This window comes from Nocardiopsis sp. NPDC006938, from assembly GCF_042869555.1.
Lineage (GTDB): Bacteria > Actinomycetota > Actinomycetes > Streptosporangiales > Streptosporangiaceae > Nocardiopsis.
Map to the genome: position 1 here is coordinate 65,539 of NZ_JBIAGA010000017.1, position 15,325 is coordinate 80,863.

General features: G+C 70.3%; 14 protein-coding genes. All 14 read left to right on the forward strand.

Features of this window, described 5'->3' with window-relative positions; all coding sequences use genetic code 11:
• Positions 1 to 57: 57 nt before the first annotated feature.
• The 14 genes from narI to ACFYL4_RS22570 all read left to right on the forward strand — a co-directional run bounded on the left by narI (position 58) and on the right by ACFYL4_RS22570 (position 15,311).
• Entirely contained in the window at positions 58 to 786 is a 729-nt protein-coding gene (gene narI, locus ACFYL4_RS22505) for a respiratory nitrate reductase subunit gamma (protein ID WP_357760421.1), read from the forward strand.
• Positions 787 to 860: 74 nt separating this feature from the next.
• A complete protein-coding gene (locus ACFYL4_RS22510; RefSeq protein WP_357760221.1) occupies positions 861 to 1,799 on the forward strand; it encodes a DUF5996 family protein in 939 nt (312 codons plus the stop codon).
• A gap of 106 nt (positions 1,800 to 1,905) precedes the next feature.
• On the forward strand, positions 1,906 to 2,193 hold the full coding sequence (locus ACFYL4_RS22515) for a GNAT family N-acetyltransferase (protein WP_387520665.1): 288 nt from the start codon (positions 1,906 to 1,908) through the stop codon (positions 2,191 to 2,193).
• 140 nt (positions 2,194 to 2,333) lie between these two features.
• Positions 2,334 to 3,833, forward strand: a complete 1,500-nt coding sequence (locus ACFYL4_RS22520) for an alanine/glycine:cation symporter family protein (protein ID WP_357760218.1) — start codon at positions 2,334 to 2,336, stop codon at positions 3,831 to 3,833.
• A 241-nt stretch (positions 3,834 to 4,074) separates the two neighbouring features.
• A complete protein-coding gene (locus ACFYL4_RS22525; protein ID WP_387520669.1) occupies positions 4,075 to 4,674 on the forward strand; it encodes a GNAT family N-acetyltransferase in 600 nt (199 codons plus the stop codon).
• A gap of 431 nt (positions 4,675 to 5,105) precedes the next feature.
• The gene (locus ACFYL4_RS22530) at positions 5,106 to 5,315 is read left to right on the forward strand and encodes a cation transporter (protein WP_357760213.1); all 210 of its coding nucleotides are present in this window, start codon (positions 5,106 to 5,108) and stop codon (positions 5,313 to 5,315) included.
• Between the two features lies 1 nt (position 5,316).
• Positions 5,317 to 5,520, forward strand: coding sequence for a hypothetical protein (locus tag ACFYL4_RS22535; RefSeq protein WP_357760210.1), 204 nt, complete (start codon positions 5,317 to 5,319; stop codon positions 5,518 to 5,520).
• A 16-nt stretch (positions 5,521 to 5,536) separates the two neighbouring features.
• Positions 5,537 to 7,825, forward strand: coding sequence for a heavy metal translocating P-type ATPase (locus ACFYL4_RS22540; protein ID WP_387520672.1), 2,289 nt, complete (start codon positions 5,537 to 5,539; stop codon positions 7,823 to 7,825).
• Between the two features lie 265 nt (positions 7,826 to 8,090).
• Complete coding sequence (locus ACFYL4_RS22545) at positions 8,091 to 9,380, forward strand: cytochrome P450 (protein WP_387520792.1); 1,290 nt, start codon at positions 8,091 to 8,093, stop codon at positions 9,378 to 9,380.
• Positions 9,377 to 10,474 carry a cytochrome P450 gene (locus ACFYL4_RS22550; RefSeq protein WP_387520674.1) on the forward strand — a complete coding sequence of 366 codons (1,098 nt, stop codon included), beginning with the start codon at positions 9,377 to 9,379 and terminating at the stop codon, positions 10,472 to 10,474. Before ACFYL4_RS22545 ends, ACFYL4_RS22550 begins: the two co-directional genes overlap by 4 nt.
• A gap of 237 nt (positions 10,475 to 10,711) precedes the next feature.
• Positions 10,712 to 12,433, forward strand: a complete 1,722-nt coding sequence (locus tag ACFYL4_RS22555; protein WP_387520677.1) for a serine/threonine-protein kinase — start codon at positions 10,712 to 10,714, stop codon at positions 12,431 to 12,433.
• 574 nt (positions 12,434 to 13,007) lie between these two features.
• The gene (locus ACFYL4_RS22560) at positions 13,008 to 13,565 is read left to right on the forward strand and encodes a YqcI/YcgG family protein (RefSeq protein ID WP_387520680.1); all 558 of its coding nucleotides are present in this window, start codon (positions 13,008 to 13,010) and stop codon (positions 13,563 to 13,565) included.
• 20 nt (positions 13,566 to 13,585) lie between these two features.
• Positions 13,586 to 13,924 carry a hypothetical protein gene (locus tag ACFYL4_RS22565; protein ID WP_357760196.1) on the forward strand — a complete coding sequence of 113 codons (339 nt, stop codon included), beginning with the start codon at positions 13,586 to 13,588 and terminating at the stop codon, positions 13,922 to 13,924.
• A gap of 46 nt (positions 13,925 to 13,970) precedes the next feature.
• Complete coding sequence (locus ACFYL4_RS22570; protein WP_387520683.1) at positions 13,971 to 15,311, forward strand: acetyl-CoA carboxylase biotin carboxylase subunit family protein; 1,341 nt, start codon at positions 13,971 to 13,973, stop codon at positions 15,309 to 15,311.
• Positions 15,312 to 15,325 lie beyond the last annotated feature (14 nt).

Consider the following 15,325-nt stretch of genomic DNA (forward strand, 5'->3'; position numbering starts at 1 on the left):
GCGTCTCACGCGGCCGCCGAACCGGCGGCGGGGGCGGGCGGGTACGGTCCGGCGGACCTGATCCTGTGGGGCGTGCTGCCCTACGTGGTGCTGGTGCTCGTGGTGGGCGGGCTGGTGTGGCGGTACCGCTACGACCGGTTCGGCTGGACCACCCGGTCCTCGGAGCTCTACGAGTCGCGGTTGCTGCGCGTCGGCAGCCCGCTCTTCCACTTCGGTCTGCTCGTGGTGATCGTCGGCCATGTGGTGGGCCTGCTCGTGCCTGAGGCGTGGACCCGGGCGCTGGGGGTCTCCGACACCGCCTACCACGTGACCGCGCTGTCGCTGGGGATCGTGGCGGGGGTCTGCACGCTCGCCGGTGTCACCCTGCTCATCTGGCGCAGGCGCACGACCGGACCGGTGTTCAGCGCCACCACCCGCAACGACAAGCTGATGTACGTGGTGCTGGTGCTGGCGATCGTGACCGGCCTGGGCATGACCGTCTACTTCGCGGGCGTGGCCCTCGCGGGCGGGCACTCGGGCGACTACCGGGAGACGGTCTCGCCGTGGTTCCGGTCCATCTGGTACCTGCGCCCGGACATCACCGCGATGGCCGCCGCCGAGGCTCCCTACAAGCTGCACGCGCTGATGGGGTTGGCCCTGTTCGCCCTGCTGCCGTTCACCCGGCTCGTGCACGCGTTCAGCGCGCCGGTCGGCTACCTGTTCCGTCCCTACGTCCTCTACCGCACGCGCGACCCGGGCTCGCCCGCTTCTGGACAGGCGGTACGGACCGCCCGCCGGGGCTGGTGAACGCGGCCCGGCCGCGCCACCCGAACCGGCCTCCGAGAACCGTCACCGCGTGACCCGACCAGGAGAACGTCACCATGGAGCTGTTCCCCGCGTTCCCGCTCGACGAGTGGTACGACACGAAACAGACCCTGCACCGCTTCGAGCAGATCGTCGGCAAGGTGCGGCTGGCCCACAGCCCCCGGCGCAACCACTGGTGGAACGTGCCCTTCCACCTCACCGGTTCCGGTATCACGTCCCGCCCGATGGGGTTGTGGGACGGCAACCCGGTCTTCACGGTGGACTTCGACTTCGTCCGCCACGAGCTGGTCGCGTCGAACCTGGAGGGGCACACGGCGGCCTTCCCGCTCCAGGGACACAGCGTGGCGTCGTTCTACCTCCAGTTCCAGTCCGCCCTGGACAGCCTGGGGGTGGACGGCAGCATCCCGCTGGCGACCCCCTTCGACCTGCCGGACACGGGGCGCCCCTTCGCGGAGGACGTCCAGCACGCCACCTACGTGCCCGAGCACGCCAACCGGTACTGGCGTGTCCTGAGCCAGGTGAACCTGGTGCTGGAGGAGTTCGCGTCCTCGTTCTCGGGCAAGACCAGCCCGGTGCACCACTTCTGGCACACCTTCGACATCGCGGTCACCCGGTTCTCACCCCACACGGTGCGGCAGCCGGAGCGGGCGGGCGGTCTGGTGCGCGAGGCCTACTCGCGCGAGGTGGTCAGCTTCGGGTTCTGGTTCGGCGACGACTCCGTTCCCGAACCCTGCTTCTACGCCTACGCGGCACCCGAACCGGAGGGGCTCACCGAGCGGCCGCTCCGTCCCAAGGAGGCGGAGTGGGCGCCCAGTGGTCAGGGGCACCTGGCCCTGTTGCGCTACGCCGACGCGCGAGAACAGCCCGATCCCCGCGCGGCGGTGCTCGACTTCATGGAGAGCGCCTACCGGGCCGGGGCCGAGCGCCTGGGCTGGGACGTCGACGCCCTGGGCTGCCCCGGCGGGATCACCGACCCGTACCTGGCCGGCCGCTGAGTCCCGCCCGAGGGTGCGCGCGGAGCGGGAGCGGGAACATGACATCCTGTGGGGCCCACCGCGCGCACCGGGCGCGCGTGACACGCACCAGGCAGGGGAAGTGGCCATGGAGTTGTCCGTCGTCGACGTGCCCGAACGATCACGCTACGAGGTGAGCGCGGACGGCCGGGTGGTCGGTTTCTCCGCCTACCACCTCATCTCCGAGGGGGTACTGGCCCTGCCGCACGTGGAGGTGGAGCCGGCCTTCGAGGGGCGGGGCGTGGCCAGCGAGCTCATGCGCCGGTCCCTCGACGAGATCCGCGAGCGGGGGCTGCGGATCGTGCCCGTCTGCCCGTTCGCCCAGGCCTTCCTCAAGCGGAACCCGGACTACGCGGACCTCGTGCACCAGGGGTGAGCGGGGGAGGAATCGCCCGGACGATCCAATAACGGAAGCATCACCATCCGAGCACAGTGAGTGCCGGATGGTGTTTCGTGTCCGTTCCGGGGGCATGGGGTGGCGGTTGTCCACGTATGGAGCGAAGGAGCCCCACCCCCGTGATACTGGCAGACGCACCACCCACCCTCGACGCCCGCGTCACGGACGCGATCGGCACCTTCAACGACGACTTCTTCTGGGCCTGGGTGCTCATCCCCCTCCTGGTGGTGGTGAGCCTCTACATCACCGTCCGCAGCGGGCTCGTGCAGTTCCGCCTGTTCCCGGAGATGTTCCGGGTGCTCAGGAGCAAGCCCGAGATCGCCCCCGACGGCAAGAAGGCCGTCTCCTCGCTCCAGGCGTTCTTCATCTCGGCCGCCGCCCGGATCGGTACCGGCAACATCATCGGCGTGTCCATCGCGATCTCCCTGGGCGGCCCGGGAGCGGTGTTCTGGATGTGGGTGATGGCGCTGGTGGTGTGTGCCGCCAGCTTCGTGGAGTCCACGCTCGCGCAGCTGTACAAGGTCCGCCACCCCGCCGGGTACCGGGGCGGGCCCGCGTACTACATCGAGCGCGGCCTCGGCCAGCGCTGGCTCGCGGTGGTCTTCGCGATCATCCTCATCATCACCTTCCCGATGGTGTTCAACGCGGTGCAGAGCAACACCATCACCAACACGATCGCCAACTCCGCCGGTGAGCTCGGTGCCGAGACCAACCTGATGTTCTCGGCGGTCATCGGCGCTCTGCTGGTGGTCCTCACCGGCCTGGTGATCTTCGGCGGCGTGCGCCGCATCGCGCACACCGCGCAGGCGCTGATCCCGTTCTTCGCGGGCCTGTACGTCGTCCTCGGCCTCATCGTCATGGCGCTGAACTGGCAGCTGGTGCCGGGCATGTTCGCCTCGATCGTCCAGAACGCGTTCGGGCTGGGCGAGTTCGCCGCCGCCGCGCTGGGCGTGGTGATCATCCAGGGCGTCCGCCGGGGCATGTTCTCCAACGAGGCGGGTCTGGGTTCGGCGCCCAACGCGGCGGCCAGCGCCTCGGTCACGCACCCGGTCAAGCAGGGTCTGGTGCAGACCCTGGGCGTGTACCTGGACACCCTGGTGGTCTGTTCGGTGACCGCCTTCATCGTCCTGCTCGGCTACCAGGGCACGCTCGACGGCACGATGGAGGGCGACCTCACCCAGCTCGCCCTGATGTCGATGCTGGGGCCGTGGGCGCTGCACCTGATGACGCTCATCATCTTCCTGGTGGCGTTCACCTCGGTGCTGGGCAACTACTACTACGGCGAGTCCAACGTCGAGTACCTGACCTCCAGCGGCAACGTGCTGTTCGGCTACAAGGTGGTCTTCCTGGTCGCCACCTTCCTCGGCTCGCTGGGTTCGATCGACCTGATCTGGACCCTGGCCGACACCACGATGGGCATGATGGCGCTGGTCAACCTGATCGCCATCACCCCGCTCACGGTGATCGCCTGTCGTCTGCTCAAGGACTACACGGACCAGCGCAGGCAGGGTCTGGACCCGGTCTTCACCCGGGACCGGCTGCCGGGCGTGCGCGGGGTGGAGTGCTGGGAGCCCCACGACGAGGCGCAGGCGGCCGAGAGGGACCGGCTCCCCTCCTGACCGGGGCGGGCCCCTGTGCGGGGTCGACGGGGGGCGTGTCCGCGCGGAGCGGACGCGCCCCCCGCGCGTTCGTCACGGGGGTGACGACGGTTCAGGAGGCGCGCGGTTCACACGGGAAAGCACACAAATCGCTAACGGTAGGAGCTTTCAGGCATCCGTGTTCTTTCGGTCACCGCGGATCATCGCTAGTGTGCTGCATCACAGTCGTGGCGGTCAGAGTTGTGTCTCGCGAGGGAGTCCGATGTCCATCGTCTCAATCGAGCCCGCCACCGCCGAGCGGTGGGATGACCTGGAGAACCTGTTCGGACCGACCGGAGCGTACGGGCACTGTTGGTGCACGTTCTTCCGAAGACGCGCCAAGGACCACACGGCGAGCGTCTCCTGCGACCGGTCCACCCGTGGTCTGGACAACAAGGAGGAGTTGCGCCGCTTGACCCTGGACGGGCGCGTGCCGGGGCTGATCGCCTACGACGGGGAGGGGCCGTGCGGGTGGGTCTCCGTGGCACCCAGGGAGGACTTCATCCGCCTGTCCCGCTCGCGGACGCTGCGCCCGGCCGACCCGGAGGAGCCGGGGGTGTGGTCGCTGGTGTGTTTCTGGCTGCCGCCGCGCAGGCGCAAGCGCGGCCTGGGCAGCCGTCTGCTGGACGGCGCGATCGAGTACGCGCGTGCGGGCGGGGCGCGGGTCCTGGAGGCCTACCCCGTGGACACGGCGGGCGGTCGCGCCCCCAGTGCCGAGGTGTACACCGGGACGGTCGAGATGTACCGCCGGGCCGGGTTCGCGCTGGAGGGCCACCACCTGAGTGAGCGGGTCGTGGCCCGGCTGGAGCTGAAGCCGGGGTAGCCCCGCCGCCCTCGTCGCTCCCCTTCTCCTCCTCCCCATCCCCCACCCCTTCCGTCCCGTCACTGTTCTCCGGCCGCCCGAGGTGGAGCCCGGGAACGGGGGGAGGGTATCCGGAGCCCGCCTCCTCCCGGCGCTCACGGGTGTGTCGCCGCCACGGCGGCCCCCGGGTGTCCGATGATCCAAGGGGTCCCCGTGCGTGTCGCGGGGGCCCCGCTCCCGTGGTGCGGCTCACGCGTGTCCGGTGGGGGCGTGTCTGTCCTGTTCTGGTGGGGGCTTTGTCTGCCGTTGGTACCCCCCTGGGGTAATGTGGGCTGCGCGTTCCCGAGTGAAACGCCGTGGGGGTTTGACACCGGCATACCCCAGGGGGGTATATTGAAGCTCGTTGGAACACGGACCGCGCACCGGCGCGGCAGAACCACCAGGAGGCAGGAATGGCCAGCACCGCCGTCTACACCGTCGAGGGCATGAGCTGCGGACACTGCGTCAACTCCGTCACCCAGGAGGTCGGCGGGGTCTCCGGCGTCACCGACGTCAAGGTCGACCTGGAGGCCAAGAGGGTCACCGTCACCGGTGAAGGACAGATCGACGACGCCGCCGTGCGCGCCGCCATCGACGAGGCCGGGTACGAGGTGGCGAGCTGACATGGGAGTGACCACGAAACTCGCGTTGTACGCGGTGGGTCTCGTGGTCGTGTTCGCCACGGCGTTCGGGGTCGGCACACTGGTCGGCCCCGTCCTGCCGGACCAGCCCGGGACGCACGCGGAGAGCGCGGAGCCACCGGCCCACGGCGAGCAGGAGCACGACAGCACCGAACGGGACCGCGTCGGCGACGGCGCCGACCACTAGCCCTCCTGGAGCGGCAATGAGTAGCAGCAAGACGGCGTCCGCCGCGGTGGAGCCGGTGGAACTGGCCATCGGCGGAATGACCTGCGCGGCCTGTGCCAACCGGGTGGAGAAGCGCCTCAACAAGCTGGAGGGCGTCACCGCCACCGTCAACTTCGCGACGGAGAGGGCCCGGGTCGCCTTCGAGGGTGAGACCCTCCCCGTCGAGGACCTGGTCGCCCAGGTCGAGAAGGCGGGGTACACCGCCACCGTCCCCCGTGCCGACCCCGAGGCCGCGGCCGAGGGGGCCGCGCCGGACGACCCGACCCGGGCGCTGTGGAACCGCGCCCTGGTCTCCATGGTGCTGTCCGTCCCCGTCATCGCGATGGCGATGGTCCCCGCGCTCCAGTTCACCTACTGGCAGTGGGCGTCTCTCGCCCTGGCCGCGCCCGTCGTCGTCTGGGGCGCGCTGCCCTTCCACGTCGCCGCGTGGAAGAACCTCAGGCTGGGCACCGCCACCATGGACACCCTCGTGTCCCTCGGCGTCACCTCGGCCTTCCTGTGGTCCCTCTACGCCCTGTTCCTGGGCACGGCGGGCACCCCGGGCATGACCCACCCCTTCGAGTTCACCATCGCCCGCACCGACGGTTCGGCCAACATCTACCTGGAGGTCGCGGCGGGCGTCACCTCCTTCATCCTCCTCGGCAAGTTCTTCGAGGCCCGCTCCAAGCGCCGCGCGGGCGCCGCCCTGCGCGCGCTCCTGGAGATGGGGGCGAAGGAGGTCGCCGTGCTCCGGGGCGAGGGCCCCGCCGCCCGCGAGGAGCTCGTCCCCGTGGACCGGCTGGCGGTCGGCGACCGCTTCGTGGTCCGTCCCGGAGAGAAGATCGCCACCGACGGCACCGTCGAGGAGGGCACCTCCGCCGTCGACATGAGCATGCTCACCGGCGAGTCCGTGCCGGTCGAGGTGGCACCCGGCTCCGCCGTGGTCGGCGCCACCGTCAACGCGGGCGGGCGCCTGGTCGTGCGGGCCTCGCGGGTGGGCTCCGACACCCAGCTCGCGCAGATGGCGCGCCTGGTCGAGGACGCCCAGAACGGCAAGGCCGCCGTGCAGCGGCTCGCCGACCGGGTGTCCGGGGTGTTCGTCCCGGTCGCCATCATGATCGCCGTGGCCGCCCTGGGCTTTTGGCTCGGCACCGGCGACCCCGCCGGAGCGGCCTTCACCGCCGCCGTGGCCGTGCTCATCATCGCCTGCCCCTGCGCCCTCGGCCTGGCCACCCCGATGGCCCTCATGGTGGGCACCGGGCGCGGCGCGCAGCTCGGCATCCTGATCAAGGGCCCCGAAGTCCTGGAGAGCACCCGGCGGGTCGACACCGTCGTGCTGGACAAGACCGGCACCGTCACCACCGGCAAGATGGCCCTGGCCGGGGTCACCGTCGCCGAAGGCGAGCACGAGGACGAGGTCCTGCGCCTGGCGGGAGCCCTGGAGAACGCCTCCGAGCACCCCATCGCCCGCGCCGTCGCCACGGGGGCCGCGGCGCGGGTCGGTGACCTGCCCGTCCCGGAGGACTTCGCCAACGTCGAGGGCCTGGGCGTCCAGGGGGTCGTGGAGGGCCGCGCCGTCCTGGTGGGCCGGGTCGCGCTCCTGGAGGAGTGGTCCCAGCCGCTGACCGACGACCTCGCGCGGGCCATGGCGGCCGCCGAGGCCGAGGGCCGCACCGCCGTGGCGGTCGGCTGGGACGGCCGGGCCCGCGGGGTCCTGGTCGTGTCCGACACGGTCAAGCCCACGAGCGCCGAGGCGGTCCGCCAGTTCCGGGACCTCGGGCTCACCCCGATCCTGCTGACCGGTGACAACGAGGCCGTGGCCCGCTCGGTCGCCGCCGAGGTGGGCATCGACGAGGTCATCGCCGAGGTCCTGCCCAAGGACAAGGTGGACGTGGTCACCCGGCTCCAGTCCGAGGGCCGCACCGTCGCGATGGTCGGAGACGGGGTCAACGACGCCGCCGCGCTCGCCCAGGCCGACCTGGGGCTGTCCATGGGCACCGGCACGGACGTGGCCATCGAGGCCAGCGACCTCACCCTGGTGCGGGGCGACCTGAGGGCCGCCGCCGACGCGGTCCGGCTTTCCCGCCGCACGCTCGGCACCATCAAGGGCAACCTGTTCTGGGCCTTCGCCTACAACACGGCGGCGCTGCCCCTGGCCGCGATGGGCCTCCTGAACCCGATGCTCGCCGGTGCGGCGATGGCCCTGTCGAGTGTGTTCGTGGTGACCAACAGCCAGCGGCTGCGGAGGTTCCGGGCGCTGACCGGAACCGGTCATATCAACACCTAGTAGCGACAATGTGACGCAGGTCTCGCTCGGGGGGCCGAAGGGCCGCTAGGGTTGCGCGGAGCCCCACAGCCGTGGGGCTCCGCGTCGATCCGGGCGGCCCGCCCGTGTGCCGTGGAAGCCGCCGGACCGGTGCCCCGCGCCGCGCACACGAGAGAGGACGTCCGCTCCGCAGCCGCCCCTCCCCGCACAGCCGAGGTACCCCGTGACACCTGGATGCCCCCGCGCGAAGCTGTACCACCACGAACCGCGACCGGACCCCTACGCCGTGTACGCGCGTATGCGCGCCGACCACGGCCCCGTCGTCCCGGTGGAGCTCGAACCCGGTGTGCACGGGTGGCTCGTCACCGACTACACCACCCTCATCTCGTGGTCGCGGGACACCACCACGTTCGGGCACGACGCCCGCCTGTGGAAGGACTTCCACGAGGGTCGGATCAGCGCCGACGCCGCCGTCCTGCCCATGATGGCCCCCCGCCCCAACGCCCTCTTCGTCGACGGCACCGAACACCAGCGCTACCGCCGCGCGATCACCGACAGCCTCGGCGCGATCAGCGCCGAACGGTGGGCCGGGGTCACCGAACGCTACGCCCACGGGCTCATCGACCAGTTCTGCGAGCGCGGCCGGGCCGACGTCCTCAACGAGTACGCGCGCATGCTGCCCCTGCTGGTCATCAACGAACTGTTCGGGTTCGACCGCGACCAGGGCGTGCGGTTCGTGGAGGCCATGCGCAACCTGTGGCTGGGCGTCGACACGGAACGGTCCAACGCCCAGGCCGAGCGGGCGCTGTCCGGGGTGGTCACCGCCAAGCACCGCGACCCCGGCGACGACGTCACCACACGGCTGATCAGCCACCGCGCCGCGCTCACCGACGAGGAGGTGATCATGCAGCTCCTGCTGGTGGTCGCCGCCGCCAACGAGCCGACCGCCAACCTCATCAACGCGGGCGTACGCGAGGTGCTGGCCGACCCCCACCTGCCCACCGACCGGGCGCCCTCGCCCACCATGCTCGCCGACATCGTCGACCGGGTGCTGTGGCACGACCCGCCCATCACCAACTACCCCGTCATCTACCCCCGCGTGGACGTGCCGCTCGGCGGCGGCCGCACCATCGAGGCGGGTTCCCCCATCCTGCTGGGCTTCGCCGCGTCCAACCGCTTCTACATGGAGGAGAACGCGGAACGCATGGAGGAGTCCCGCAACCGGGCCCACGTGGCCTGGGGCGCCGGGCCGCACCGCTGCCCGGCGCGTGAGGAGGCCACCACGATCACCATGGTCGCGCTGCGCACCCTCCTCGACCGGCTGCCCGGGCTCACGATCGAGGTTCCCCCGCAGGACCTGCGTTGGCAGCTGTCGGCGCTGTCCTGGATACCCGTCGCCCTCCCGGTGCGGTTCACCCCCCAGAACCCCCCGCCCCCCACACCGGTGGAAGGAAACCCCCCTTGGACCGCGTCAGACTCGCACCCGGAAACCTCCGCGCACAGAGCACCCACCTCAGGAAGATCGCCCCTGTCGTCCCTGTCGAACTTCCTGGTGAGGTTGACGCGTGGGTCGTGACCACCCACGAGGCCGTCAGCGCGGCCCTGGCCGACCCGCGTGTGCGGAAGGACAAGAAGTACTGGACGGCCTTCAACGCCGGGGAGATCCCGGCGGACTGGCCGCTCATCTCGTGGATCATCAACGAGAACATGCTGGCCAAGGACGGTGACGACCACACCCGGCTGCGCCGGCTCGTCTCCAGGGCGTTCACCCCGGGCCGGGTCGAACTCCTGCGCGAGCGCGTCGTCGCCGTCGTCGAGTCGCTCCTGGACGACCTGGAACGGGCCGAGGAGGAGAGCCCGGACGGGGTGGTGGACCTGCGCGCCGTCGTCTCCCAGCCGCTGCCGCTCACCGTGATCAGCGAACTGTTCGGCGTGGACGAGGAGACCCGGCCCCGGCTGCATCGGCCCGTCGGCGTCTTCTTCGACCAGAGCGTCACCCCCGAAGAGGCGATGGCGACCTTCTTCGAGCTGTGGGGCGTGCTCACCGAACTGGTGGAGACCAAGCGCGCCCGGCCCGGGGACGACCTCACCACCGCCCTCATCGCCGCGCGGGACGACGAGGACCGGCTCACCGAGGACGAGCTGATCTGGAACCTGGTGCTCTTCGTCAGCGCCGGTTACGAGACGACCATGAACCTGATCTCCAACGCCGTGCGCGCGCTCACCCGCCACCGCGACCAGCTCGACCTGGTCGTGGCCGGAAAGTTGGAGTGGTCCAAGGCGGTGGAGGAGGTGCTGCGCTGGGACCCGCCCGGCCAGTACGTGCCGATGCGGTACACCACCGAGGACATCGAGCTCGCCGGTGTGCCGATCCCCAAGGGGGAACCCCTGCTGCTCGGCTACGGCTCGGCCAGCCGGGACGACGCCCGGCACGGGCCCACCTCCGAGGAGTTCGACATCACCCGTGAGGACAGCTCGCACCTGTCCTTCTCCCACGGGCGGCACTACTGCCTGGGCGCCAGCCTGGCCCGCATGGAGATGAACGAGGTGCTCCCGCGCCTGTTCGCGCGCTTCCCCGACCTCGACGTGGCGGTGGACGACGCCGACCTGGTTCCGGCCCCGTCGATCATCGCCTCCGGAGTGGAGGCGCTCCCGGTCCGGCTGCGCTGACCGGACGCTCCCCGTCCCGCCGGAGGTCACACCGACGGCCTCCGGCGGGATTCGTGCACCTCAGGGAGGGTTGCGGGCGGTTCGTGACCCGTGGGAACGGGGTTGGCACCTTCGGGAGAGCACCAAGGAGCGGGGCGGCATCCTAGACTCGGCACGGTCCCCCGGCCCTCTCGACCCCTGCCCTGTCCCGCCCTCCTCCCACGGAAGGGCACCTCCCCCGAAGAGGATCGCGCGCACATGAACAGTTCGGAATCCGACCCCGGCCGTGTCCTGGCCAACCGGTACCGCCTGGACGAGGTCATCGGCGCGGGCGGCATGGGCCGGGTCTGGCGCGGCACGGACACCCTGCTCGACCGCCCGGTCGCGGTCAAGGAGCTGACCACGCCGCCGAACCTGCCCCCGCACGAGGTCGACGTCCTGCGCACCCGCATGATCCGCGAGGCCCGCAGCGCCGCCCAGCTCAGCCACCCCTCCATCATCACGGTGTTCGACGTGGCCGAGGAGGACGGCCGCCCGTGGATCGTGATGGAGCTCGTCCGGGGGCCGTCCCTCGGGGACCTCATCAAGGACGAGGGCGCGCTGGAGGTCCCCCGCGCGGCCAACGTCGGTGAGCAGATGGCCGCCGGGCTGGCCGAGGCGCACGACCGCGGCATCGTGCACCGCGACATCAAGCCCGGCAACGTGCTCATCGCCGGGAACGACCGCGCCGTCCTCACCGACTTCGGCATCGCCCACCTGGACGGTTCCACCCACCTGACCAGCACCGGACTGCTGATCGGCTCACCGAGCTACCTCGCCCCGGAGATCGCGCACGGGCGCGCGGCCACGCCCGCCTCCGACATGTGGGCGCTCGGCATCACCCTCTACCAGGCGGTGGAGGGCTCGCTGCCGTTCGACCGCCCCACCCCGATGGCGACCCTGACCGCCATCGTCACCCAGGACCTGCCGGAGACCCCCAACGCGGGCGCGCTCCGACCGGTCCTGGAGGCCCTCACGGAGAAGCGTCCCGAGGACCGGCCGTCGGTCCTCGAGGTGCGTGCCCTCCTGCGGGAGATCCGGGACTCCGGTTCGACGAGCACCACCATGCTGGCTCCCTCCCTGGAACCGGCCCCGGAGGCCCCCTCCGACTGGAACCGGGTCACCGACCAGGGCACCGTGCACCGCGCGGTCAGCGCCGCCGAGGCCGCCCCGGCGCCCGCCCCGGCTCCGTCGCCCGCCCCGGCACCGCGGCCACCGGCTCCCCGGCGTCCCCGTGAGCACGCGGCCGGATCGCGCCGGCGCGCGCTGCTCGCGGCGGCGGCCGCGCTCGCCCTGCTGCTCGTAGTCGGCGCGACCACCCTGTTCGTGAGCATGAACCGGTCGGACGACGCCGACGCCGGGCTGGCGGGCTCCAGCGAGGAGACCTCCGACGGCGGCGCGCCGGAGGGGGCGGGCGACGACTCCGAGGCCTCGGCGGGCGGCGGCGAGGACGGTCCGGACGAGGGAGCGGCGGAAGAGGAGGAGCCGGAGGAGGACGACCAGTGGGACTTCCTGGTCCGGCACGACGACTCCAGCGGCTTCTCCGTGGACGTCCCCGAGCACTGGGAGGTCGACCGCCAGGGGCACATGGTCTACTTCCGCAACCCGGACGGCGGCTACCTGCTGGTGGACCAGACCGACAACCCCAACGCCGACGCCGGTGACGACTGGCGCGACTTCGAGCCGACCGGCCGCCAGAACTTCGGCGGCTACTCGCTGATCGGGATCGAGGACGTCGACGCCGACTGGGCCGACGACTACGTCAGCGCCGCCGACTGGGAGTTCACCTTCCGTGGGCGCAACGGCGAGATGCACGCCGTCAACCGGGGCTTCCACACCGAGGACGTCGGTTACGCCCTGTTCCTCGTGAGCGCGGACGAGCGGGACTACAATCACGAACTCCTCGACCGCATCTCCGAGTCCTTCGAACCCGCCTCCTAGGTGAGGGGGTCCGATGTCCTCAGTGGTCGCGCTCGCCGATCCTGGGGTGGGCCAGTCACCACGTGACGGGCGTGCCTCGGTCTGGTGGCCAGGTACAGGCGAAACCCCTGATCTCCTCAGGATTCCCTGACCAGGGAGCACACACCCCTCTGGCGACTTCGTAGCAGCCCTGCCCCGTCTCGGGTCGAGGTCGGAACCGTTCTCCGGGAGGGTGTTTTTCCGGGAGTGCTTCGGTAAATTCTTCTCCGAAGCACTTGGCCCGGATCGATCTGATTTCTGCTGAAAAAGCAGTGGCGGCATGGATTCTCCACGATCGCCATTGGTCCGGCGGCTGTGGTGCATCCGACTTGCGCCAATTTTCTTTGTCGAGAAATCTATCGATCCCGGGATGTGACTGTATTGCAGACGCTTTTAGAACCAGGAAAAAGACCCGGTGGGTCATGGGAAGCCCTGGCTGTGCAATTTTTCGAGGAACGGATGCTGAGAACTGACAGCCCGTTCCCCTGTGTCTTCGGATCTGACGCCGTCCGCAGCGGCACCCTGCGCTACGCCTTCGTCCCGGTGGGCGAGGGGCGTGTCGAGGCACTGGCTGACGCGCTCCGCGTCTATACGGGGATCGCCGAATCCTTGGGGAATCCGGACATCCCTGGTCTGCTTCTTCGAACACGACCCCCGCATCTCGACGCTGGACGCGTGCGAGGAGCACTTCTGGGACCTCCTGCGCGGGCTCAGGGAGCAGGACGAGTGCCCATGGCCCGAGGGAATCTCCTCCGACACCGAGGCGGCCGACTGGGAGTTCGCCTTCAACTCGACCCCGATGTTCGTGGTGGCGAACACCCCCTTCCACTACAAGCGCAGGAGCCGTTTCTTCGAGTACTTCGCGGTGACGTTCCAGCCCAGGTTCGTCTTCGACGGTCTCGCCGCTGGGACGAGGACCGGGGACAACGCGAGGAAGATCATTCGGAGACGCCTCTCCGAATACGACTCGGTGGCGCAGACCCCCTTGCTCGGTAGTTTCGGTGAGCACGGAAACAAGGAATGGCACCAGTACTTCCTCGACGAGGAGAACGAGGTTCCCCTCCCCACCGACCGGTGCCCGCTGCACCGTTCGGCCGCCACCGTCTCCCTCTGACACGCGTTCAGGAGCAGCACATGCCCACGCCCACCATCACCACCGGACCGGTACGCCCCCTCGCCGAGATCTACGAGGACCTGCTCCCCGAACAGGGGAGTTTCGAGATCCAGCACGACCAGGCCGGCAAGACCCACGACTGGCACCGGCACAGCCTTCACGAGACCCTCGCGATCCTCAGCGGCTCCGTCGAACTGTTCTGGCGCGACGGCGGAGTCACCCACCGCAGCGAGTGTGGCCCCGGGGCGCGTGTCTCCCTGCCCGCCCACACCGAGCACGGTTCCACCGCAGGCCCCGAAGGCTGCGTGTACGTGATCGCCCCCGAGGATGGCCGGACCGCCGAGACCACCTTCCTGTGAGACCCCTCAACCGGGGCCGACTCGGATGACTATCAGGAGAGGAACCATGGCTACACCTGGGACCCCGGTCGTGCTCGCCATGCGGGACGGCTTGCGCATCAGGGACGACCACGTCGACACGCTTCGGCGCCTCGATCTGGCGATCCACCTGTTGACCGAGGAGGAGCAGGCCCGTGACGACGCCCGCTACACCACCGTGCACCTGCTCCCCGAGGCCACCACAGACCGTGAGCTGGAGGAACGGATCACCGAGGCACTGGTGAGCACCGGCTCCCCCTTCGCCCTCACGTTCCAGGAGACCGACATCGTTGCCGTGGGGCGCGCCAACTCGCGTCACGGCGTTCACTGGAGCCGACCGGACGCCGACGCCGTAGCCCGGGACAAGTCGCGCCAGCGCGCCTACCTGACCGCCAACGGTCTTCCCGCACCCCGGTACCGCGCGGTGGGCGCCCGTGGCGCCGATCCCGAAGTCCTGAACCACGTGGGCCTGCCCTGTGTCGTCAAACCGACGCGGGGCGCCAGCAGCTCCCACGTCGAGCTGGTTCGCACCCCGGAGGAGGCCGGGGCGGCCCTCGACGCCGTCGAGCGACTGGCCCGATCCGGGGCACACCACTTCTACGACGTCCTGCCGGACGAATGGGCCCTGGTCGAGGAGTACCTGTCCGGGGAAGAGGTCACCTGCGACGGTGTGGTCATCGACGGTCGCTTCCACCTTGGCGGTGTGCACACCAAGGTCCTGCCCGACAGCCCCTGGTTCGAGGAGGACCTGTACACCCTTCCTCACGGCGACCCCGGGGTCGAGGACGAGATCACCGCGATGGTACAGGCCATGGTGTCGGCTCTGGGCCTGGAGGTGTCCCTGTTCAACGTCGAGCTCCGGCGAGATTCCCAGGGGCGGTTCCGGGTGGTGGAGTTCAGTACCCGCATCAGCGGCGGACATGTGTACCGCAACATCCGCGACGTGCACGAGATCGACCTCGTCGAGCTCTTCGTACGGGCCGCCTTCGGGGAGGGAGGGATCGCCGAGCGCGCCCGTGACCGACACCCGGGTGCCTGTGCGACCTGCATCAAGTTCGTCTACCGAGACGGGATCGTCGTGAGCAACGGCGTCGGCCGTGCCGAAGCCTCCTCCGCGTTCGCCGCCTACTACCCGCTCGCCGAGCCGGGCCAGGAGGTCAGGAGCGCGCCTGAGGGCTTCGACCTGTGCGGTCTGTTGTCGGTACGGGCCCCCTACGAACCCCGGCTGCACCCGGCGCAGGTGCACCGCGTGGCCGATGAGGTGCTCAGAGAGCTCGACGTGGTGGTAGCCCCCTTCGGAGCGAGGGCGGACGGCACTGGACGCCTCGACACCGCCCAGCCCGCCGAAGGTGGCGCCGCCAGGCACTGAACGGCTGAGCCCGT

Excerpts from the sequence above, each read along its gene's own strand:
- ACFYL4_RS22530 (WP_357760213.1), top strand. The coding sequence starts at position 5,106 with ATGGCCAGCACCGCCGTCTACACCGTCGAGGGCATGAGCTGCGGACAC.
- ACFYL4_RS22515 (WP_387520665.1), top strand. The coding sequence starts at position 1,906 with ATGGAGTTGTCCGTCGTCGACGTGCCCGAACGATCACGCTACGAGGTG.
- ACFYL4_RS22540 (WP_387520672.1), top strand. The coding sequence starts at position 5,537 with ATGAGTAGCAGCAAGACGGCGTCCGCCGCGGTGGAGCCGGTGGAACTG.
- ACFYL4_RS22510 (WP_357760221.1), top strand. The coding sequence starts at position 861 with ATGGAGCTGTTCCCCGCGTTCCCGCTCGACGAGTGGTACGACACGAAA.
- ACFYL4_RS22535 (WP_357760210.1), top strand. The coding sequence starts at position 5,317 with ATGGGAGTGACCACGAAACTCGCGTTGTACGCGGTGGGTCTCGTGGTC.
- ACFYL4_RS22565 (WP_357760196.1), top strand. The coding sequence starts at position 13,586 with ATGCCCACGCCCACCATCACCACCGGACCGGTACGCCCCCTCGCCGAG.
- ACFYL4_RS22570 (WP_387520683.1), top strand. The coding sequence starts at position 13,971 with ATGGCTACACCTGGGACCCCGGTCGTGCTCGCCATGCGGGACGGCTTG.
- ACFYL4_RS22525 (WP_387520669.1), top strand. The coding sequence starts at position 4,075 with ATGTCCATCGTCTCAATCGAGCCCGCCACCGCCGAGCGGTGGGATGAC.
- ACFYL4_RS22555 (WP_387520677.1), top strand. The coding sequence starts at position 10,712 with ATGAACAGTTCGGAATCCGACCCCGGCCGTGTCCTGGCCAACCGGTAC.